The sequence below is a fragment of the Leptospira inadai serovar Lyme str. 10 genome (assembly GCF_000243675.2).
GTDB classification, from domain to species: Bacteria; Spirochaetota; Leptospiria; order Leptospirales; family Leptospiraceae; genus Leptospira_B; species Leptospira_B inadai.
This window is the reverse complement of the sequence record NZ_AHMM02000006.1, coordinates 170,806-188,464: the sequence shown is the minus strand read 5'-3', so window position 1 is coordinate 188,464 and position 17,659 is coordinate 170,806. Positions and strand designations below refer to the sequence as shown.

The following is a 17,659-nucleotide window of genomic DNA, read 5'->3' as shown; positions in this document are numbered from 1 at the left end:
TTATTTTTGAATAGACTCCGATCGGTGTTCGAGGGTTATATTAGTCAGGTCCTTGGGTTGTAAAAAATACCATCCGACAAGAATAAAGACGAGACTCAAACCCGAAACGACGACGACTCCGTAGCTCGGCCTTACTTTTTCATCCTTGGAAATCTCTCCCGTTTCGGAACTCATGTACGCGGAAATTCCGACCTTCGCATAATAATAAAGAGCCAAGGCCGAATTTGCGATCCCTCCGATCAGTAAGAGCCTCGCCAGATCATTCCCTTGTTCCGCAATTTTTTGGAACAAGAATAACTTGGCCCAGAATCCTCCTAAGGGCGGAATTCCCGCTAAAGAAAGAAAAAATAAAAACAAGACCAAGGCGGACCAAGGATGGGTAATCGATAGGGATTGGATGGAGGCGAACGTTACCTGCCGACGACCCTGCTCCAAGTACGCAATGATCGCGAACGCCCCCAAACTCATGAATGAATAAACCATTAAATAGAAAATGGCCTCTTCCCGGACTCCGAGGCTAATTCCGGCGACGACATAACCTGCGTGCGCTATGGAGGAATACGCGAGCAATCGTTTTAAGTTTTCCTGTTTTAGAGCCAGAAAATTTCCGTAAGTCATGGAAAGAAGTGCCAATATTCCGGTGACCCAGGCCCATTCGCTGGAAAAAACCGGTATGGGCATATGCGCAAAAACGATCACCAAGAGTCCCATCGACGCGGTTTTCGAAGCCGTAGCCATAAATCCGGTTACCGGAGTCAACGCGCCTTCGTATGCGTCAGGAGTCCAGGAATGGTACGGAAAAAGTGCGATCTTAAATGCAATGCCCGTTAATAAGAGAAGCAATCCTATCTTCGTGAAATTCGCGTCGAAACCGCTGATTGCCAAAGGTTTTAAACTCTCGGATAGGCTCGTGCTTCCGGAACCGCCGAATAAAAAAGCCATTCCCATTAAGAAGAATCCGGAAGAAAAACTTCCGAGTAGGAAATACTTTAGGCTCGCCTCCAACGAATACTCGTCGCTTCTTGCCATGCCTACCAAAACGTATAGAGCAAGACTCATCAATTCCAATCCTGTAAAGATCGTGACGGTGTCCCTGCCGTCCGTCATTAAGAACATACCCGCAGTCGAAAATAAAAGCAACGGATAGAATTCCGGAAATTGCATATTATGTTGCTGTAATGATCTCGGAGAGGCCAAAATCGTTCCGAACGCCATAACTAAATAAAGCGCGCCGAACCAGAAACCCAAAGAGCTCACTTCGTAATGGTCTCCGAAATACTTTCCGGGACCGGGGTATTCGAATTGAGTGTGGAGCAAGGCGATGAACGCTCCTACCAACACCAACCCGCTGGCAAATCGAACGACCCTAAACTCGGCTCCTTGAAATGCAAATTGAAGAATTAATAATAAAACTCCGCCTCCCGAAAGAATCAATATCGGGAGAATGGAAAGTAAGTCGTTCACACCTGGAATCGGACTCATTCTTCTTTCTCCTTTGCGGAACGGCGAAATCCCGGTATTCCCATCCCTTTTAAAACGGGGATTCTTTCCTCATAACTCGAAACCGCGGTGCCGAGCGATCGATAATCCTTATATTTGCGTTCCACTTGTCGTAAAGATCCTTCTTTTTCCGAAAAAGCCCTCTCTTTTAGCGCTTCTTCGCCTGCGCTATTCAGCACAACCCGGGCGCTCGGCGTTATGAATTTTAAAAATGGATTCGGGAAAACACCCATCACCAAAATAAATCCCGCGGTAACCGTCAGGATAAATTTTTCCCTAAGATTCAGAGCAACGAGGTTCGCCGTAATATGATTCGGTTCTCCGAATAACAACGATTTTGCGAATATCAGCATATATCCCGCCGCGAATATGATGGCCGTACCCGCTAAAACTCCGTAAAGAATATGATATTTGAATGTTCCGATAAGGATCAAAAACTCGCCCACGAATCCGTTCGTTCCGGGTAGACCGGCGCTTGCAAACGCGGCCAATCCTATAAAAGCCGCTAAGAACGGCGCCACCTTTGCGATTCCGGAATAGTCCGTTAAGCGATTCGTACCGGTTCGTTCATGCAACATTCCTAATAAAAAGAACAGAAGCCCCGAAGTGAAGCCGTGATTCACCATTTGTAACATTCCGCCCGATACCCCTTCTTCGGTTAAGGTCAGAATTCCCAAGATACAAAATCCCATATGCGAAAGAGAGGAAAAAGCCACGAGTCTCTTACTATTCGCCTGCGTCAAAGCGACGACAGCCCCGTAAACGATACCTGCAACCGCCAAGCCTGCGAAGAAATCCCTGTATTCCAAAAATACCTGAGGGAAAATCGGAATAACGACGCGAATGTACGCGAACAGCCCTATCTTAAGTAAAATTCCGGCCAAATCCACGGAACCCACCGTCGGAGCTTCCTCATGCACGTCCGGCATCCAAGTGTGAAAAGGAAACAACGGAACCTTAATCGCAAACGCAAAACTAAATCCGATAAAAAGCCAAAAGCGAAGGTCGGAAGGAATATTAGATAAAGGTAATACCGCTAATTCCTCCAGATCGAACGTGGAGGAATAATGGTAGAGCACGAGAATACTCGCCAACATAAACACCGATCCGGTAAATGAAAATACCAGATATTTCATAGAAGCGCGGATCCTGCCCGATTCCCCCCAAATCCCTACCATCAATGCAAACGGCAGTACCATCCATTCCCAGAATACGTAGAATTGAACCAGATTGAACGAAAGAAATACTCCGAGCACGCCCGTCTCGACGAGTAAAAGAAGAATAAAGAATTCCCTGACTCGGTGTTTTACGTTGGAAACTGCCGATAACGAAGATAAGAAAAATAGGATGGTCGACATCCCGATTAGAAGCAAGGAAAAGCCGTCGATCGCGACATAGTAATCGAGTCCGCCCGGGCTTAAATCCAGGAAATTAGGAATTCGATGCACGAATTGCGGCCCGCTATCTCCTTGGACGAATTCGAAAAACAGAGGGACGGTCATTCCAAAAACGGAAAACGTAATGATCGACGCGACCGAACGAATCCAACCTTCGCGATTGGAAAAAAATAAGACCGGAATTCCTAATACGGGTAAAAAGAGAAGAATCGTGAGATAATACTGAGGCACTTACAATCCCCTCCAAAGGAACAAAGATAGAATCAGAATAGTACCAAGGATGATCATAAAAGCATAATCAACGACGGTTCCGGTTTGCAAACGCCTAAGCACCAGGGAAATACCCGAAGAGAGTCGACCGGTATTGACTAGTATCTTATCTATGAAGCGCTTTTCGACAATCGAAGAAAAGAATTCCGAAAAAAATAAAACAGGTCCGACAACCACGTTCGAAAAGAACTCGTCTACATAGTATTTCTTGGCGATCCATTCCCGCCAACTGGAGTATTCCTCTTCTGATGATGGGATCTGGCCCGTACGAGAATAGAAATACCAGGCCAGGCCAAAACCGATCCCGACGGCTCCTAAAGACAATAAGGCCAAGGTCAATTCGGCACTGGGACTTAAATGATGAACGTTTACCGAATGACGAATCGCGGATTGAGAATATTCTTTTCCTAAAGCGAAAATCGGCTGGAAATAACGTTCTAAAAGATCGACACCGCCTAACGATTCCGGAACAAAAAGAAATCCGCTGAAAGCCGCTCCAAAAGCCAATAAGATTAGAGGGAGCGTAATCGTCCAAGGAGATTCATGAGGATGGACGCTCGGCGAGATTCTGGAAGAGCCCGTAAACGTAAGAAATGTTAAGCGAAACATATAGAACGTCGTTAATAAGGCGGTTACGACGCCCAATCCGAAAAACAGAGGATGGTAAAAATACGCTTTTTCTAATATCAGATCTTTGGAAAAGAATCCGCTAAACGGAGGAATCCCGGAAATCGCCAGCGTTCCCGTTAAAAAAGTGAACCAAGTCACTTTCATCTGGGTTTTCAATCCGCCCATTCTTCGAAGATCCTGTTCGTCGTGTAAAGAATGGATAACCGATCCGGAACCTAGAAACAATAATGCTTTAAAGAATGCGTGGGTTAATAAATGAAACAGCCCGGCAACGTAGGCACCCACGCCCATCGCGACGAACATATATCCGAGCTGAGACACCGTAGAATAGGCCAAAACTTTCTTAATATCGTTTTGAAAAATTCCGATCGTCGCCGCAAAAAAAGCCGTAAAGGTGCCGATAACGGTAATCCAAAGTCCGACTTGCGGCGTTAGAATGAAGAGAAAATTCAATCTGGCGATCAGAAAGATTCCCGCAGTTACCATTGTCGCCGCGTGTATCAATGCCGATACGGGAGTCGGTCCTGCCATCGCATCGGGTAACCAAACATGAAACGGAAATTGCGCGGACTTACCCATAGCCCCTATGAAATAGCAAGTCGTTACGATAGGCAGAACGTATTGGAAGCCGCGAAGTTCCGGAAGTACGGATGCGATTTGAGTAAAGGAAAGAGTTCCCGTATACCAATACGTCAACGCAATCCCGCCGACCATCGCAAGATCCGCAATTCGGTTCGTAATAAAGGCCTTAATCCCTGCATTCGCCGCCGTTTCTTTATGCGTATCGAAACCTATCAAAAGGTAGGAACAAAGCCCGACTCCTTCCCAACCGAAGAATAAAACAACGAGGTTTTCGGCCAAGACCAAATGCAACATGGAAAAAACGAATAGGTTCAGATAGGAAAAAAAGCGGCCGTTACTCGGATTACCTTTCATATAACCGATCGAGTAAAGATGAATCAGACTTCCGATACCGGTTATGATCAAAACCATAAACAGAGAAAGTTGATCGATTTGATAAGCGACCTCGACATTAAACCCGCCTACGTCCAACCAATGAAAAAAAGAAACGATCTCGGGAACCTGACGTTCCAGGGGTTTAAATGCGAGAAACGCATAAAGTCCGACGCCAAAAGAGGCGAAAGAAAAAATAGTTCCTAGTATGCCGGGCCAATTTCCTTTCAGCATTCTACCGAAAAGAGCGTTTATTACGGACCCGACTAACGGTAAAATTACAAGGACCGGTATCCAAATATCCCAGGCCATATTAATCACCATTTCATTAAGTTCATTTCATCGACAAAGCTGGTCTTTTTCTTGCGCTGAATCGCGACAACGAGAGCCAAACCGATCGCGGCCTCGGCAGCCGCGATGGCCATCACGAAAAATACGACCACTTCTCCTTGAACCTGATATAAGGACTTGGAGAAAGTTACGAATACTAAATTCACCGAATTTAAAATGAGTTCGATGGACATGAAAATCACTACGGCGCTCCTTCTAAAAAGGACCCCGGCGACTCCGATCGTAAAAACGATGCAGGCCAAAATTAAGATATATTCCACGGGTATTCCCGAGATTGTCGGATTGAGAGCGGCCGGATTCATCTTTCGCCTTCCTCGGGTTTTTTCCCTAAATTCTTCTTTCCTAATATAACGGCACCCAATACCGCTGCCAGAAGCAAAATGGACAGAGCTTCGAAAGGAAGAAGATAGTCCAAGAACATGGAAGTTCCGACCACTGCGGTATTCCCCTCCACTTTCGTGCTTTTTGCGACTCCATTCTGCGTTATATCGTATTCATAATTTCCTGTTTTAGAATATCCATGGGAGGAAGATTGAGTATTCGGAATTCCTTCCCGTACCGAATTGATTAAAACGACCCCTAACAGGGCTACAAAAAATAAAAGAACGCCTTTCTTTAAGGGATGAGTCCAAAGTTTAGAGACGCTTTCGTCGTGCAAAGACAGAAGCATCAGGACGAAGACGACCAATACCATAATCGCGCCGGCGTAGACAAACACCTGCATCGTCGCCACGAAGACCGAACCCAGGACCGCATAAATTCCGCTTAACGCAAAAAAAGCGAGAACTAACAGAATCGCCGACGTGATCGGATTCGGATGAAATACGACGCCTAACGCTCCCGCAACGATGATTCCGGAGAAAATAAAAAACAGTAGCAATTGAGGATTATCGAAGAGCCCTACCATTTCCAAAATCCATCCATACCTATATAAGCGCTGGCGACTACGATATTGGCTACGGCCCAAGGAATCATCGTCTTCCAACCGATCGTCATGAGTTGATCGTATCTGAACCGGGGCAAAGTCCAACGGACCCACATGAAAAGGAAGGCGAAAAAAAGTACCTTTATCGCAAAGAGTGCAAGCCCGAACAACGCATGAAATGAGGAACCTTCCAGAATGCCGAACGGAACGTTATACCCTCCGAAAAATAGAAGGGTCACTACGCAACTCATCGTGATCATATTCATATATTCCGCAATAAAGAAGAGCGCGAACTTAAAAGCCCCGTATTCGGTATGGAATCCCACGACCAACTCCGACTCGGCTTCGGCCAAATCGAAAGGGAGTCGATTCGTTTCGGCGAACATCGCCACCACAAAGATGGAAAACGCGATGAAACCGGGCAGTTTGAAGATATTCCATTGCCCGATCTGTGCGTCGTTTATATCAGTTAATCGTAATGAACCTGTCAGAATAACGATTGCCGCCACGGACATGCCTAACGGAAGTTCGTAACTGATCATTTGGGCGGTCGAACGAATCCCGCCGATTAAAGAATACTTATTATTACTGGACCAGCCGGCGAGAATAATCCCGTAGACCGAAAGGCTTGAAACCGCAAACAAAAAAAGAATCCCGGTATCCGGATTGGCGATTTGTAAATCCAAAACGCTTAAACCTGTCTTTTCCGTCACCCAACCCGGCAACGGCAAAACCCCGCCTAACGGAATCACCGCCCAGGCCATTATCGCGCAGGTCATCGAGATTGCCGGGGCGATCAGGTACATTACCTTATTTACATTCTTCGGAAAAATTTCTTCCTTTGTAAGGAATTTAATCCCGTCGGCGAGAGGTTGTAGGAGTCCGAACGGCCCGGCACGATTCGGGCCTTTTCGATCCTGGATATACCCGGCGACTTTCCGTTCGGCAAGAGTATAGTAAGCGCAGGCGGTGATAAAGACTCCGAAAAAGAGCGCACTTTTCAGTAACCAAAAAAGAATCTGGTTCCAATCCATTCTAATTTATACTCCTGATGCGGTGGAAGAAGGAGCAAGAATCTTTTCCTTCAGTCTTGCCTCGAACTCGTGACGGAATTTCTGAATCGTGGGTCTGACCGCTCCCACGCAAGCGTCGGAAAGAGGACAAATAGTAGTTCCTCCTTCCATGTTTTTAGAAAGGGAAAGAATCAATTCCAAGTCCTCGCTCGTTCCGTCTCCTTTTCGAATTTTATCCAAGAGATCCCGAACCCAATGAGTTCCCTCGCGACAGGGAGTACATTGCCCGCAGGATTCATGCGCGTAAAATCTTGCAAATCGATAAGTGGTTTCGACGAGATCCGTTCCTTCTCCGATTACGATGACTGCACCCGAACCTAGCATGGTTTTATGGGCCGCCATGGATTCAAAATCCATATTCGCAGTCTTGCATTCTTCCGCAGTCAGGATCGGTACGGATGAACCGCCCGGAATCACGGCCTTTAGCGGTTTGTCATCCAACATCCCGCCGCAAAGGTCGTTGATTAATTCCATTAAAGGAGTTCCTAATACGATTTCGTAAACGCCGGGTTTCTTGACATGTCCGGAAACGGAAAAGAGTCGGGTCCCCGGAGATTTTTCCGTTCCGATTTTGGAATACCAATCGGCACCCTTATCGATGATATGAGGAACTGTAGAAAACGTTTCCACGTTATTCACGACCGTCGGGCATCGATACAATCCCGAAACGGCGGGAAAAGGAGGCTTCAGTCGCGGATGTCCCCTACGACCTTCGAGCGAATTGATTAGGGCGGTTTCCTCTCCGCAAATATAGGCCCCGGCCCCGGCGTACAAAACCAAATCGAAATCGAATCCGCTACCTAAAATATTTTTTCCCAGATAGCCCTTCGCATAGGCCTCGTCTATGGCCTTCTGCATGGAGTCGATGCCTTTATTAAACTCTCCGCGAATATAAAAGAATCCTTTATTAGCGCTAATGGCTTTCGCGCCTATGACCATTCCTTCTATGATCTGATGCGGAAGCTTTTCGATCAGCTTCCGGTCCTTAAAGGTGCCGGGCTCTCCTTCGTCGGCATTGCAGATAATATATTTCGGTTTCGGAATATCCTTCGGGATAAACGACCATTTCATCCCGGTGGGGAAGCCTGCTCCACCTCTTCCGCGAAGACCGGATTTCTTGACGATATCCACGATCTCTTCCGGTTTTAGTTGCAGGGCCTTCTTCATTCCGTCGTATCCGTGGACCGACTCGTAAAATTCAAGTTCGTTGGACCGAGGATCGTCTATGTATTTGGTGAGAATTCTCATTTCGGCCATATCGATCCCCCTTACCCGAGACTCCGAAGAAGTTCGTCCACTTTTTCGAGAGTTAAATTTTCATAATATGCTTCGTTGATCTGCACCATCGGAGCATAACCGCAAGCCCCGAGGCATTCCACCTCTTCCACCGTAAATTTTTTATCCGGAGTGGTCTGACCCGATTCGATTCCCAGTTTGGAACAGATATGTTTTTCTATCGCGCCATTCCCGCGAATATAGCAGCTGGACGTGCCGCATATTTGAATATGAAACTTTCCGACGGGTTTTTTATTATAAAGAGTATAAAAGGTCGCCACTCCGTACACTTGAGCTAAAGAGATCGGCGCGCCGATTTTTTCCGCAAGATATTCCATCCCTTCCCGATCCACATATCCTTTTTCCTTTTGAAGAAGGTACAATCCCGGAAGAATCAAACTCCGCTTATCCGGAAACATCTCCGACAACTTACCGAATCTTTTTTCGGATTCCTGGGAAAACCGGTAAGACATCAACAATCTAGCTCCCCTGCAATAACGTTAAGCGAACTCATAGTGGCGATGGTGTCCGCGAGTAGACCTCCCTTCACCAATTCCGGAAAGGATTGATAAAACCAAAAGCAAGGTCTACGAACATGAACCCGCCAAGGAGATTTTTCCCCTTCCGAGACGATATAAAAACCCAATTCTCCGTTGGCCGCTTCCGTAGCTTGGTAATATTCTCCCGGAGGAACCTTAATACCGTGCATAATGAGTTTGAAATGGTAGATCAACTCTTCCATATTATGATATACTTTATCTTTCTCGGGCAAATAGATATGAGGAAGATCGGCGTGATGAGGTCCTGCAGGAATTCCTTCCACCAATTGTTCTATGATTCGGATGGATTGTCGCATTTCTTCCATTCGAACCAAAGTACGATGAAAAACGGAACCATCCTCTCCGATCGGAACGTCGAAGTCGACCTTATCGTAAAACATATAGGGATCATCTTTACGAATATCCCAAGGAACTCCCGCCGCCCTCAAATTCGGACCCGAATATCCGTACGCAATCGCGTCTTCGGAGGAAATGCCTCCGATTCCCGCAGTACGATCCATAAAGATTCTATTATTTACTAATAAACTCTGGAACTCTTCTATTGCCGGTTTGAGCCCCTTGCAGATGGTTCGAACTTCGTCGGCGAATTCCGGATAAATATCCTTTTCCAGTCCTCCGACTCGACAGAAGGTAGTGGTCAACCTGGCTCCGGTCAACTTTTCCAAAACCTGATAGATATTTTCACGATGGTGAAACAAATGCAGCATCCCGGAAAAGGCGCCTAAGTCCACGCCCAGTATCCCGTTGCAGATGATATGATCCATGATCCTGGACAATTCGGATACGATCATCCGAACATACACCACCTTATCCGGAACTTGAATACCCATCATCTTTTCTACGGTGAGAATCCAACCGATATTGTTCAACGGAGTGGAGACGTAGTTCATCCTATCCGTGCAGACTAGAAACTGGTTATACGTGTATTTCTCGCCCAACTTTTCAAAACTGCGATGCACGTATCCGATGACGGATTCCACGTCTACGACCCTTTCTCCGTCTAGTTGAATGACATTCTGGAGGATCCCATGGGTCGCCGGATGCGAGGGCCCGAGGTTCACTAGCAAATGACCCTCCGGCAGATGCTTGAATTTGGAGCCGAAATGCTCGGCCGTCTTTTCATACATGATCGTCATCCTGCCTCCATATCATCCTGGATGTGAATCGTCAGGAGGTCTTCGATCAAATAATCTTGGCCGAATCCCTCCAACGGAAAATCTTTTCGCAAAGGATGTCCTTGGAAATTGTCGGGCATGATCAGTCGTTCCAACTGAGGATGATTAAGGAACGGAATACCGAAAAGATCGTACACTTCCCGCTCCGGCCAGTTCGCGCCCTTAAAAATAGTTACAATACTAGGAACTCCCTCTCCTTCCGAAAGAGGAACCTTGAACTGGACTCGAGTGGAGGACTTACTTCCGGACCGCAAAAGATAGCAGACTTCGAACCTCGGCTCTTTCTTTCCCAGCCAATCGATTGCGGTCAGGTCGTTGAGATAATTCAGTTCTATTCCCGGCGCCGTTTTAAGTGCGGTGAAGACGGGAACAATTCCTTCGGCTTTCAGGAAGAATACGGGGAGGTTGGAGATAACCTCTTCCTCCTTATAGACGTATTGCGGAAACTTGTCTCTGAGGAAGCGATCTATCGTTTCTTTCATCGGACAACCAAAGGTTTGTTTCTTTCATTGATCTCCCGAATTTTACTCATCACTTCCTGACGTCTCGCTTCCAAGCCTTGGGTTTTAACTTTCTCTTGAAGCTTTACCACCGCATCCAGAAGCGCTTCCGGTCGAGGAGGACATCCCGGGACATACAGATCAACGGGAAGAATCCTATCGATCCCCTGTAAAACGGAATACGCGTGGAACATTCCGCCGGAAGAAGCGCAGGCACCGTAACTGATCACGAACTTCGGCTCCGAAAGTTGATCGTAAATCTCGCGAAGAACAGGCGCCATTTTATACGTAATCGTTCCCAAGACAAGAATCATATCCGCCTGTCTTGGCGAAAACGAGGGACGCTCTGCACCGAATCTAGCGATGTCATAGTCGGAGCAGGAAGTGCTCATATACTCGATTCCGCAGCAGGCCGTCGCAAACGGATAGGGCCAAAGAGAGTAACTTCTCCCCCAATTAATGATCGTATCCGCACTGGCAACCTGAATCATATCGCCGTACATCTGACCGGGCTGATTGAGTTGATCGTTCAATCCCATTCTAACGCCCCCTTTCTACGTATATAATATAAACCGACGACTAAAATAAGAATAAAGACGAACATCTCCGCCAATAGAAACGGACCGAGACCGGCTTCCTTAAACGCTTTTAAATTTACCGCGTACGGAAAAAGAAATACTGCTTCGATATCGAAGAGTATAAACAGCACCGCTACCAAATAAAACTTAATATTAAACAAACCTTTGGCATCACCGTAATACGGGACCCCGCATTCGAAGGTATCGTGAGGTTTGGATTTTTTCTTAGGATTTAAGAGAAACGCGAGGCCGAGGATAAGGGCGGAGAATCCTACTCCGAGAAGGAATTGTATCAGGAGGGGGCCTAAATGTTCGGGCGAGCTTCCCATATCTATCCTACTTCTATCGGAACCTGCGCGGGGGCAACTGTCAATCCTTTTGAAACATAAATAGCGAAAAGAACGCAAATGAGATTTATTCTCCGGCTTCCGTCCGGAGGGACCGAAAAAGCACTCTCTATCCAAGACGATAAGCGACGGTCTGGGGATAATTTTTTTACGGATTTGTATTCCCTTCTTCACATCCGCGAGATGAAAGAGGCCGATTCTGCCCGATAGAAGGTTAGTAAAATGGAATATATTTTTCGTCCGGATATTATGATGATGGAAGGGCTGATCTGTCTCTGCCTCTACCTTATGTACCAAGTACATCGAAAATTCGGAGATAGCCCCGCAAACAAAGTATAACCGACGTAACGATCGTTCTGTTTTTGATCTAAAAAGTTGGTGACAAAACCATCTCTTCCTCCAGTTTCAATAAAATCCCGCGAGAGCGGATGGAGGAAGTCGCGATGGCCAAACTCGTTTTATCTAGTTTTGCGGAACTCGAAGCATATGTAGGAAAGGAACTCGGAGTTTCCGCTCCTCATGAAATTACGCAGGAGCAGATTAATAAGTTTGCCGAAGCGACCCTGGACCATCAGTGGATCCACACGGACCCGGCTCGCGCTGCCAAAGAATCTCCCTTTGGGACGACCATCGCCCACGGATATCTGACTCTTTCCATGGCCCCCTACTTACTCTCTCAGATTTTAGAACTGAAAAATATCAAAATGGGAATCAATTACGGGATGGAAAAACTACGGTTCCTGGATCCGGTAAAAGTCGGCTCTAAGCTCAAGCTCCGTGCGGAACTGATCGAATTAAAGGATCTCCGGGGAACCGCAAGAATGACTCTGAAACTCAGCTTCGAAGTGGAAGGTGCGCCTAAGCCCGCCGCGATCGGAGAGGTCATCTATCTCTACCAATTCGCTTAAGCGAAAGCATCCTTACCTTCCCGCAACTTCGAAGATAGAAAGATATAAATGAATCCCCGAACAATAATTTACTTAATATCGCGTATACGAGACGAATTTCATCGACACTTAAATTGGGAACTCAAGGAAAAAGGCCTCGGACAATTGTCCACCACTCACGCCGATATACTTTTTGCGCTAGCCATGTCCAAGAAAGTTCCGATGCAGGAAATCGCCAAAATGATCGATAGAGACAAATCGACTTTAACGGCGCTGGTGGACAAGTTGGAAGACCTAGGATATGTGGAGCGGGCCCGGGATAACCAGGATCAGAGAGTCGTAAATCTCCAGCTGACGAAAAAAGCCTATTCCATACGACCCATTATGCTCGGTATTTCAAGATCCCTTCTTTCCGGATTGTACAAGGGATTTTCGGAGCCCGAAAAAAAGGAATTAGTCCGGCTGCTGGACAAACTTTATAAAAATTTAAAATAACTCCCGAAAGCCGTAATTCCCGTTTAGAATTTCGATTTTCGTTATAAATAGAAAAATTCCTGGATGGAAACGAGCAATTGCCTTTCGGCCGGATTCTTTCCGACTATTTGCTCCGGCTTTCTGCGCCTACCCGGAGTCCACGGATAAAGTAGTTCCCTATATTTGGACAGAAGAGAGCCGATTTTTTCTTTTTCGATTTCATGCAACTTTCGGAAATCAGGCACGATTAAAGAATTCAGATCGCCCGGTTCCACTTTTCTCAATCCTTGAGCGTATTCCCTGGTTCTGGATTCCAATTCTTTATGGGCGTGGGGTGTGATTAAATACGCGAACAAAAGATCCTCATACTCCTGGTATCCGGGCTTTGCGGTAAAGCCGTGAAAACAGGTAAGATTGACCGCAGGACTCGAATTCAAGACGAATCGAATATCCTCCCGATGAAAGGAAGTCGCCAAGATCCTGGAAGGTTCCCTGCTTTCTTGCGAATGCCAGGGTCTTCTTCGGGAAGGGAGAAAACGATTCGGAACGCCTCGCTTAATTCCCTCCTCCAGATATTTCTTAATTCCCTTATGATTGTCTATACTTCGAACTTCCTTAGCGTCTAAAAGCCAGACCTTAGCTCCGCCCGATCGAAGCACATTCCAGTCGTCGCCGGTAAAAAAAGGAGAAAGTGCATATTGGGCTTTTGGAATGGAAGAGCGAAGAAATTCGGGAGGTATCTGTAAATTCAAAACTTCTTTTTCGGAAAGTAGAAAAAATCCGTTATCTCCTGTGGCGATTCCCCTGCGAAATTTTCCGAACTCAAGAATCGAAACCTTATCAAGTTGGTAACTCTTCGCCATACTCACATAATTATTGTTAGACGATATTTTCGCATCACTTTTTATTTTATAAATAATATCCTTATTTTCCCGTAGTAATCGAGTCCATTTGTCTCCGGCATTTAATACTACCTCTCGCCATTCCAAACTTTCGATGGATGTTCCTTCGCCATTAAGCGTCGACGAAGGAACGCGCGACCATAAAAATCCGGATGATTCCGGTTTTAATTTTTCCAAAAACAGTATACAGGAGGAAGTTACGGCTCCCGAAAACAAAGACCAGGATGAATCCAAGAAAAGAATTCTTCTAAGAGAATCCGATTCGAGAAGCGCCCGCTTAACGGGGATTCCATATCCCGCGTTTAAGAATTCGTAAGGAAGGAGCACCGCCGCTCTTCCACCTTCCTTCAATAAGGAAAGAATTCTTAAAAGAAAAAAAACGTATAAGTTTGCAGTACCCGGAATCGAAACGCCTACCTGATCTTTGAATGTCTTGAGCAGATCGTTTCCGAGTTTCGAATGATTCAGTCGCTTGTAAGGCGGATTACACAGAATGGCATCGTAAAGAAAATCCACTTTCGCGGTTAAGAAGTCCCCTAAAGTGAAAAACTTTGAGCCGCCTTGCGCTCCACTTTTGTCAAGAACTTGCTGACATTCTCGATAGAGAATCGGATCGATCTCCCAACCGTGGAATTCGGTCGGAAGGGAACAATCGGTCATGGAAAAAAAAATTCCTTTGCCCGCTGCTGGATCCAAGACTCGAAACGGAGAATTAACTTCGAACTTCGATTTTGCGCCTGAAGTCCATTCGACCATTATTCTCGCCAAAGGAGGAGGTGTAAAAAATTGACCTAAAGCCTTGGAGGAAGTAATCAATCTATGTTTCGAAGTATTGCCAGATGACTGAATAAACATTTAGCTTAGCGAGCCGCCCGCCTATTTAGCGTTAATACGACGAATTCGGATTCGAAGATGCTTACAAGCCTTATTGGGGAAATAAAAAAAAGGAGGATTTTTTGCCGGAAATATCTTTAGAATACGCTTAGTATACAGTTATCATACGAAAAAAATTTAAAAAGTGCGACTAAGGAGTTTTAGGCGAAAGTTTTTCGCCAATAAGACGTGCAACTGATTCCAGTTGTACCTCTTTTGCCAAGTCGAATGCAGTTTTGCCTTCGATATCCGAAAGAGTGATGTCTGCGCCTAAAGCTATGAGCTTCTCCGCCGCGCCGACATTCTTTCGGGAAATTGCCTCTAGCAAAGGAGTTTTACCCCGGGCATCCCGATGATTCAGGTTCGTGCCCGCTTTTGCGAGAAGATCGAAAATTTTCGGATCGGTGCCGAGCGTTTCCGTTGCGTAGTGAAAGGCGTTTCGAGCTCCGATTTGTTTGGACCCTTCGGGAGTTTGCATCTCTTTTAGTCGACTCGTAAAAACGGGTTTCGCTCCGTTTGCCAACAAGTATTCGGTGATCGCAAGATCCGGAGAAGAAGAAGCTCCGCCAACCGCAAGAAAGAGAGGATATTCCTCTACGCCACCGGGATCATGATTCGGGTTCGCTCCGTTCTCTACTAGAAATTTTACCAGCGTTAGGTTCTTGTTCCGTATCGCCATATTCAGAAGAGAAACCGGATGCTGATCCTCCCCTTTTCGGGCCATGTATTCGACCTGGGCTCCGGACTCGATCAAACGCTTAGCCTCGGCTAGATCGTCCATATCCGGAACCTTTACTTTTAATAAAGGAAGAAATCGATAGTATAGGACCGAATTTCCCTCCTGATCTTGGGCGTTTACGTTTGCTCCGTTCTTGATCAGAAATTCGACTACATCTTCGCCCTGAGCGAGCATGAGGGAGGTCCGACCTTCCCCATCCTTTGCGTCGATTCTTGCGCCTTGGGAAAGCAGAGCCTCCACCTTCTTTAGATTACCTTCCTTCACCGAAGAAAGAAAGTCCCGGTCTTGTTCCGGTGCAGCGGATACGGAGAAAGAAAGAAATAACGCGAGCGGGATGGAATATTTCCGGTGCCTTTTTAGAGTTAGAATCATATTCTTCGAGTTCCCGTTGGTGCCTAGCGCCCATTTTGAAGAGGCTGCCTATTCGGAAAATGAAAATTCCTCACTCTCCGAGAATTGCCTTGACCCATCTCGATTCTTCCGGCGTTCCTTTTCTTTAGAGAGAATCGCGAGCGATTTCGTTCCCCTAATTATTAGACCGGGTTCGGAAATGATCGGAGAATGAATAGGACGGATATTATGGCGAAAGAGGCGCAGGATTTCGAAGCGTACGATGCATTGGGGCTTTCCGAGCTGATCCGTCGAAAAAAAGCCCACCCGAAAGAATTAGTGGAATTTTCGGCTAAGAAAATCGAGACTCTGAATCCTAAATTAAACGCAGTCGTACAACAAACGATCGAACAAGCAAGAAGCCTCGCCGCTTCCGGCAAAAGCCCCAAGGGACCTTTTTTCGGGGTTCCCATATTGCTGAAGGATATCATACATGAAGTGAAAGGAGAAAGAATCACCTCCGGCTCCAAAGCGTATCGTAAATACATCGCAGAATCGGACACGGAATTCGTTTCGAGATTTAGAAAGGCCGGATTCATATTCATGGGCACTACGAATGTTCCGGAATTCGCTTTGATGGGAATTACCGAACCGAAACTTCACGGTCCGACCCGAAACCCCTGGGACCTCGAACGCACCCCTGGCGGATCTAGCGGAGGATCGGCCGCAGCCGTCGCCTCCGGAATGGTTTCCGTCGCCACAGCTTCGGATGGCGGAGGTTCGATTCGAATTCCGGCGGCTTATTGCGGATTATTCGGATTAAAACCGAGTAGAGGACGAGTACCGGTCTATCCGTTAGGAAGAGTTTGGCAGGGTGCCTCTGCCGATCATGTGCTGACAAAATCCGTACGGGATAGCGCGGCAATTTTGGATTTAGTTTGCGGAATCACTCAAGCGGAAGCTTTTAATTTAGAAAAACCTAAAGCAACCTTTCTCTCCGAGACCAGGAAAGCTCCCGGAAAATTACGAATCGCTTATTCATTTCAATCTCCGATCGGCACCGGAGTCAATGCCGATCATTCGGAAGCGGTTTTAGAAACGGCCAAGTTATTGAAATCCTTAGGTCATAAAGTGGAAGAGGCAACCCCGAAGATCGACGGAAAAAAACTGGCGAAAGCCTACATCATGATGTATTTCGGAGAAGTGGCCGCAGAAATTCAAAAATTAGAAACTGTGCTCGGAAGAAAAGCCAGGATGGGCGATGTAGAATCTACGACATGGATCCTGGGTTTATTGGGTCGTTCGGTTGGAGCCGGAGAATTCGTCTCGGCAATCCGCTATTGGGATCAGGCGGCCTTTCGAACCGAGGAGTTCCATCGAGAGTATGACGTTTATCTTACTCCCGCAACCGCGGAACCACCCGCCAAGATCGGGGAATTAGCTCCGAAGTTCTACGAAGAGATTGCGATGCAAATCATAGGCCGAGCCGGCTTAGGAAAACTTCTATTGGCTACGGGCATGGTCGATCAACTTTTGGAAAAAAATCTATCCCGCACTCCGTTTACTCAGCTCGCAAATTTAACGGGCCAGCCCTCGATGTCCGTTCCCTTGTCTCGCACAAGATTCGGCTTGCCGATCGGAATGATGTTTACAGGAGCTCGAGGTCGGGAGGATATCCTGATCCGACTCGCCTCACAACTGGAAAAGGCAAAACCCTGGGCGAGCTAGCAGAGGACTGAGGAGTAGAGTAGAGATGGAAGTCTGTTAGACTTCCATCCCCCTCAACGAACCGAACGTGCAGATTTCCCGCATTCGGCTCTTTTAAGAGACTGTACCTCATTGCTTTCGCTTTTTGGTAGAGCTTGGATTTTAATTGAGTTAGTTTTTCCGATAATCCATCATGATTCAATGGGTTCTTA

17 protein-coding genes are annotated in these 17,659 nt (G+C 46.5%); 3 read left to right on the top strand and 14 right to left on the bottom strand.

Annotated features, from left to right (window positions below; genetic code table 11):
* From LEP1GSC047_RS01600 to LEP1GSC047_RS01545, 12 genes are read right to left on the bottom strand one after another with little or no spacing between them, the layout of a single operon-like run.
* On the bottom strand, positions 1-1,482 hold the full coding sequence (locus LEP1GSC047_RS01600; RefSeq protein WP_010412525.1) for an NADH-quinone oxidoreductase subunit N: 1,482 nt from the start codon (positions 1,480-1,482) through the stop codon (positions 1-3).
* Positions 1,479-3,128, bottom strand: a complete 1,650-nt coding sequence (locus tag LEP1GSC047_RS01595; RefSeq protein ID WP_010412527.1) for a complex I subunit 4 family protein — start codon at positions 3,126-3,128, stop codon at positions 1,479-1,481. The genes LEP1GSC047_RS01600 and LEP1GSC047_RS01595 overlap by 4 nt, the downstream gene beginning before the upstream one ends.
* Entirely contained in the window at positions 3,129-5,063 is a 1,935-nt protein-coding gene (gene nuoL, locus LEP1GSC047_RS01590; protein ID WP_020988132.1) for an NADH-quinone oxidoreductase subunit L, read from the bottom strand.
* A 5-nt stretch (positions 5,064-5,068) separates the two neighbouring features.
* Positions 5,069-5,404, bottom strand: coding sequence for an NADH-quinone oxidoreductase subunit NuoK (gene nuoK, locus LEP1GSC047_RS01585; RefSeq protein ID WP_010412531.1), 336 nt, complete (start codon positions 5,402-5,404; stop codon positions 5,069-5,071).
* A complete protein-coding gene (locus LEP1GSC047_RS01580) occupies positions 5,401-6,009 on the bottom strand; it encodes an NADH-quinone oxidoreductase subunit J (protein ID WP_010412532.1) in 609 nt (202 codons plus the stop codon). The genes nuoK and LEP1GSC047_RS01580 overlap by 4 nt, the downstream gene beginning before the upstream one ends.
* Entirely contained in the window at positions 6,003-7,061 is a 1,059-nt protein-coding gene (gene nuoH, locus LEP1GSC047_RS01575; protein WP_010412534.1) for an NADH-quinone oxidoreductase subunit NuoH, read from the bottom strand. The genes LEP1GSC047_RS01580 and nuoH overlap by 7 nt, the downstream gene beginning before the upstream one ends.
* Before the next feature lie 6 nt (positions 7,062-7,067).
* Positions 7,068-8,357 (bottom strand): NADH-quinone oxidoreductase subunit NuoF, encoded by a 1,290-nt coding sequence (gene nuoF, locus LEP1GSC047_RS01570; protein WP_010412536.1) that lies wholly within the window; start codon positions 8,355-8,357, stop codon positions 7,068-7,070.
* 11 nt (positions 8,358-8,368) lie between these two features.
* On the bottom strand, positions 8,369-8,848 hold the full coding sequence (locus LEP1GSC047_RS01565; RefSeq protein WP_010412537.1) for an NADH-quinone oxidoreductase subunit NuoE family protein: 480 nt from the start codon (positions 8,846-8,848) through the stop codon (positions 8,369-8,371).
* The gene (locus LEP1GSC047_RS01560; protein WP_020988105.1) at positions 8,848-10,062 is read right to left on the bottom strand and encodes an NADH-quinone oxidoreductase subunit D; all 1,215 of its coding nucleotides are present in this window, start codon (positions 10,060-10,062) and stop codon (positions 8,848-8,850) included. The genes LEP1GSC047_RS01565 and LEP1GSC047_RS01560 overlap by 1 nt, the downstream gene beginning before the upstream one ends.
* Positions 10,063-10,067: 5 nt before the next feature.
* Positions 10,068-10,592: an NADH-quinone oxidoreductase subunit C gene (locus tag LEP1GSC047_RS01555; protein WP_010412542.1), complete on the bottom strand. Its 525-nt coding sequence runs from the start codon at positions 10,590-10,592 to the stop codon at positions 10,068-10,070.
* Positions 10,589-11,149, bottom strand: a complete 561-nt coding sequence (locus LEP1GSC047_RS01550; RefSeq protein WP_010412544.1) for an NADH-quinone oxidoreductase subunit B — start codon at positions 11,147-11,149, stop codon at positions 10,589-10,591. The genes LEP1GSC047_RS01555 and LEP1GSC047_RS01550 overlap by 4 nt, the downstream gene beginning before the upstream one ends.
* The gene (locus LEP1GSC047_RS01545) at positions 11,140-11,517 is read right to left on the bottom strand and encodes an NADH-quinone oxidoreductase subunit A (RefSeq protein WP_020988162.1); all 378 of its coding nucleotides are present in this window, start codon (positions 11,515-11,517) and stop codon (positions 11,140-11,142) included. The genes LEP1GSC047_RS01550 and LEP1GSC047_RS01545 overlap by 10 nt, the downstream gene beginning before the upstream one ends.
* A gap of 461 nt (positions 11,518-11,978) precedes the next feature.
* On the opposite strand from LEP1GSC047_RS01545, the gene LEP1GSC047_RS01540 reads away from it, so the two are divergent.
* Both LEP1GSC047_RS01540 and LEP1GSC047_RS01535 read left to right on the top strand, forming a co-directional pair.
* Positions 11,979-12,443, top strand: coding sequence for a MaoC family dehydratase (locus LEP1GSC047_RS01540; RefSeq protein ID WP_010568903.1), 465 nt, complete (start codon positions 11,979-11,981; stop codon positions 12,441-12,443).
* Between the two features lie 48 nt (positions 12,444-12,491).
* Complete coding sequence (locus tag LEP1GSC047_RS01535; protein WP_020988083.1) at positions 12,492-12,917, top strand: MarR family winged helix-turn-helix transcriptional regulator; 426 nt, start codon at positions 12,492-12,494, stop codon at positions 12,915-12,917.
* Positions 12,918-12,958: 41 nt separating this feature from the next.
* Here LEP1GSC047_RS01535 and LEP1GSC047_RS01530 read toward each other — a convergent pair whose 3' ends face one another.
* Positions 12,959-14,614: an HsdM family class I SAM-dependent methyltransferase gene (locus LEP1GSC047_RS01530; RefSeq protein ID WP_238325501.1), complete on the bottom strand. Its 1,656-nt coding sequence runs from the start codon at positions 14,612-14,614 to the stop codon at positions 12,959-12,961.
* Between the two features lie 208 nt (positions 14,615-14,822).
* Positions 14,823-15,782 carry an ankyrin repeat domain-containing protein gene (locus LEP1GSC047_RS01525; protein ID WP_010412555.1) on the bottom strand — a complete coding sequence of 320 codons (960 nt, stop codon included), beginning with the start codon at positions 15,780-15,782 and terminating at the stop codon, positions 14,823-14,825.
* Positions 15,783-15,989: 207 nt separating this feature from the next.
* On the opposite strand from LEP1GSC047_RS01525, the gene LEP1GSC047_RS01520 reads away from it, so the two are divergent.
* Positions 15,990-17,468 carry an amidase gene (locus LEP1GSC047_RS01520; protein ID WP_020988063.1) on the top strand — a complete coding sequence of 493 codons (1,479 nt, stop codon included), beginning with the start codon at positions 15,990-15,992 and terminating at the stop codon, positions 17,466-17,468.
* Positions 17,469-17,659 lie beyond the last annotated feature (191 nt).

Coding starts and splice junctions, on each gene's coding strand:
- LEP1GSC047_RS01600 (WP_010412525.1), bottom strand. CDS start 1,482: ATGAGTCCGATTCCAGGTGTGAACGACTTACTTTCCATTCTCCCGATA.
- nuoL (WP_020988132.1), bottom strand. CDS start 5,063: ATGGCCTGGGATATTTGGATACCGGTCCTTGTAATTTTACCGTTAGTC.
- nuoK (WP_010412531.1), bottom strand. CDS start 5,404: ATGAATCCGGCCGCTCTCAATCCGACAATCTCGGGAATACCCGTGGAA.
- LEP1GSC047_RS01580 (WP_010412532.1), bottom strand. CDS start 6,009: ATGGTAGGGCTCTTCGATAATCCTCAATTGCTACTGTTTTTTATTTTC.
- nuoH (WP_010412534.1), bottom strand. CDS start 7,061: ATGGATTGGAACCAGATTCTTTTTTGGTTACTGAAAAGTGCGCTCTTT.
- nuoF (WP_010412536.1), bottom strand. CDS start 8,357: ATGGCCGAAATGAGAATTCTCACCAAATACATAGACGATCCTCGGTCC.
- LEP1GSC047_RS01565 (WP_010412537.1), bottom strand. CDS start 8,848: ATGTCTTACCGGTTTTCCCAGGAATCCGAAAAAAGATTCGGTAAGTTG.
- LEP1GSC047_RS01560 (WP_020988105.1), bottom strand. CDS start 10,062: ATGTATGAAAAGACGGCCGAGCATTTCGGCTCCAAATTCAAGCATCTG.
- LEP1GSC047_RS01555 (WP_010412542.1), bottom strand. CDS start 10,592: ATGAAAGAAACGATAGATCGCTTCCTCAGAGACAAGTTTCCGCAATAC.
- LEP1GSC047_RS01550 (WP_010412544.1), bottom strand. CDS start 11,149: ATGGGATTGAACGATCAACTCAATCAGCCCGGTCAGATGTACGGCGAT.
- LEP1GSC047_RS01545 (WP_020988162.1), bottom strand. CDS start 11,517: ATGGGAAGCTCGCCCGAACATTTAGGCCCCCTCCTGATACAATTCCTT.
- LEP1GSC047_RS01540 (WP_010568903.1), top strand. CDS start 11,979: ATGGCCAAACTCGTTTTATCTAGTTTTGCGGAACTCGAAGCATATGTA.
- LEP1GSC047_RS01535 (WP_020988083.1), top strand. CDS start 12,492: ATGAATCCCCGAACAATAATTTACTTAATATCGCGTATACGAGACGAA.
- LEP1GSC047_RS01525 (WP_010412555.1), bottom strand. CDS start 15,782: ATGATTCTAACTCTAAAAAGGCACCGGAAATATTCCATCCCGCTCGCG.
- LEP1GSC047_RS01520 (WP_020988063.1), top strand. CDS start 15,990: ATGGCGAAAGAGGCGCAGGATTTCGAAGCGTACGATGCATTGGGGCTT.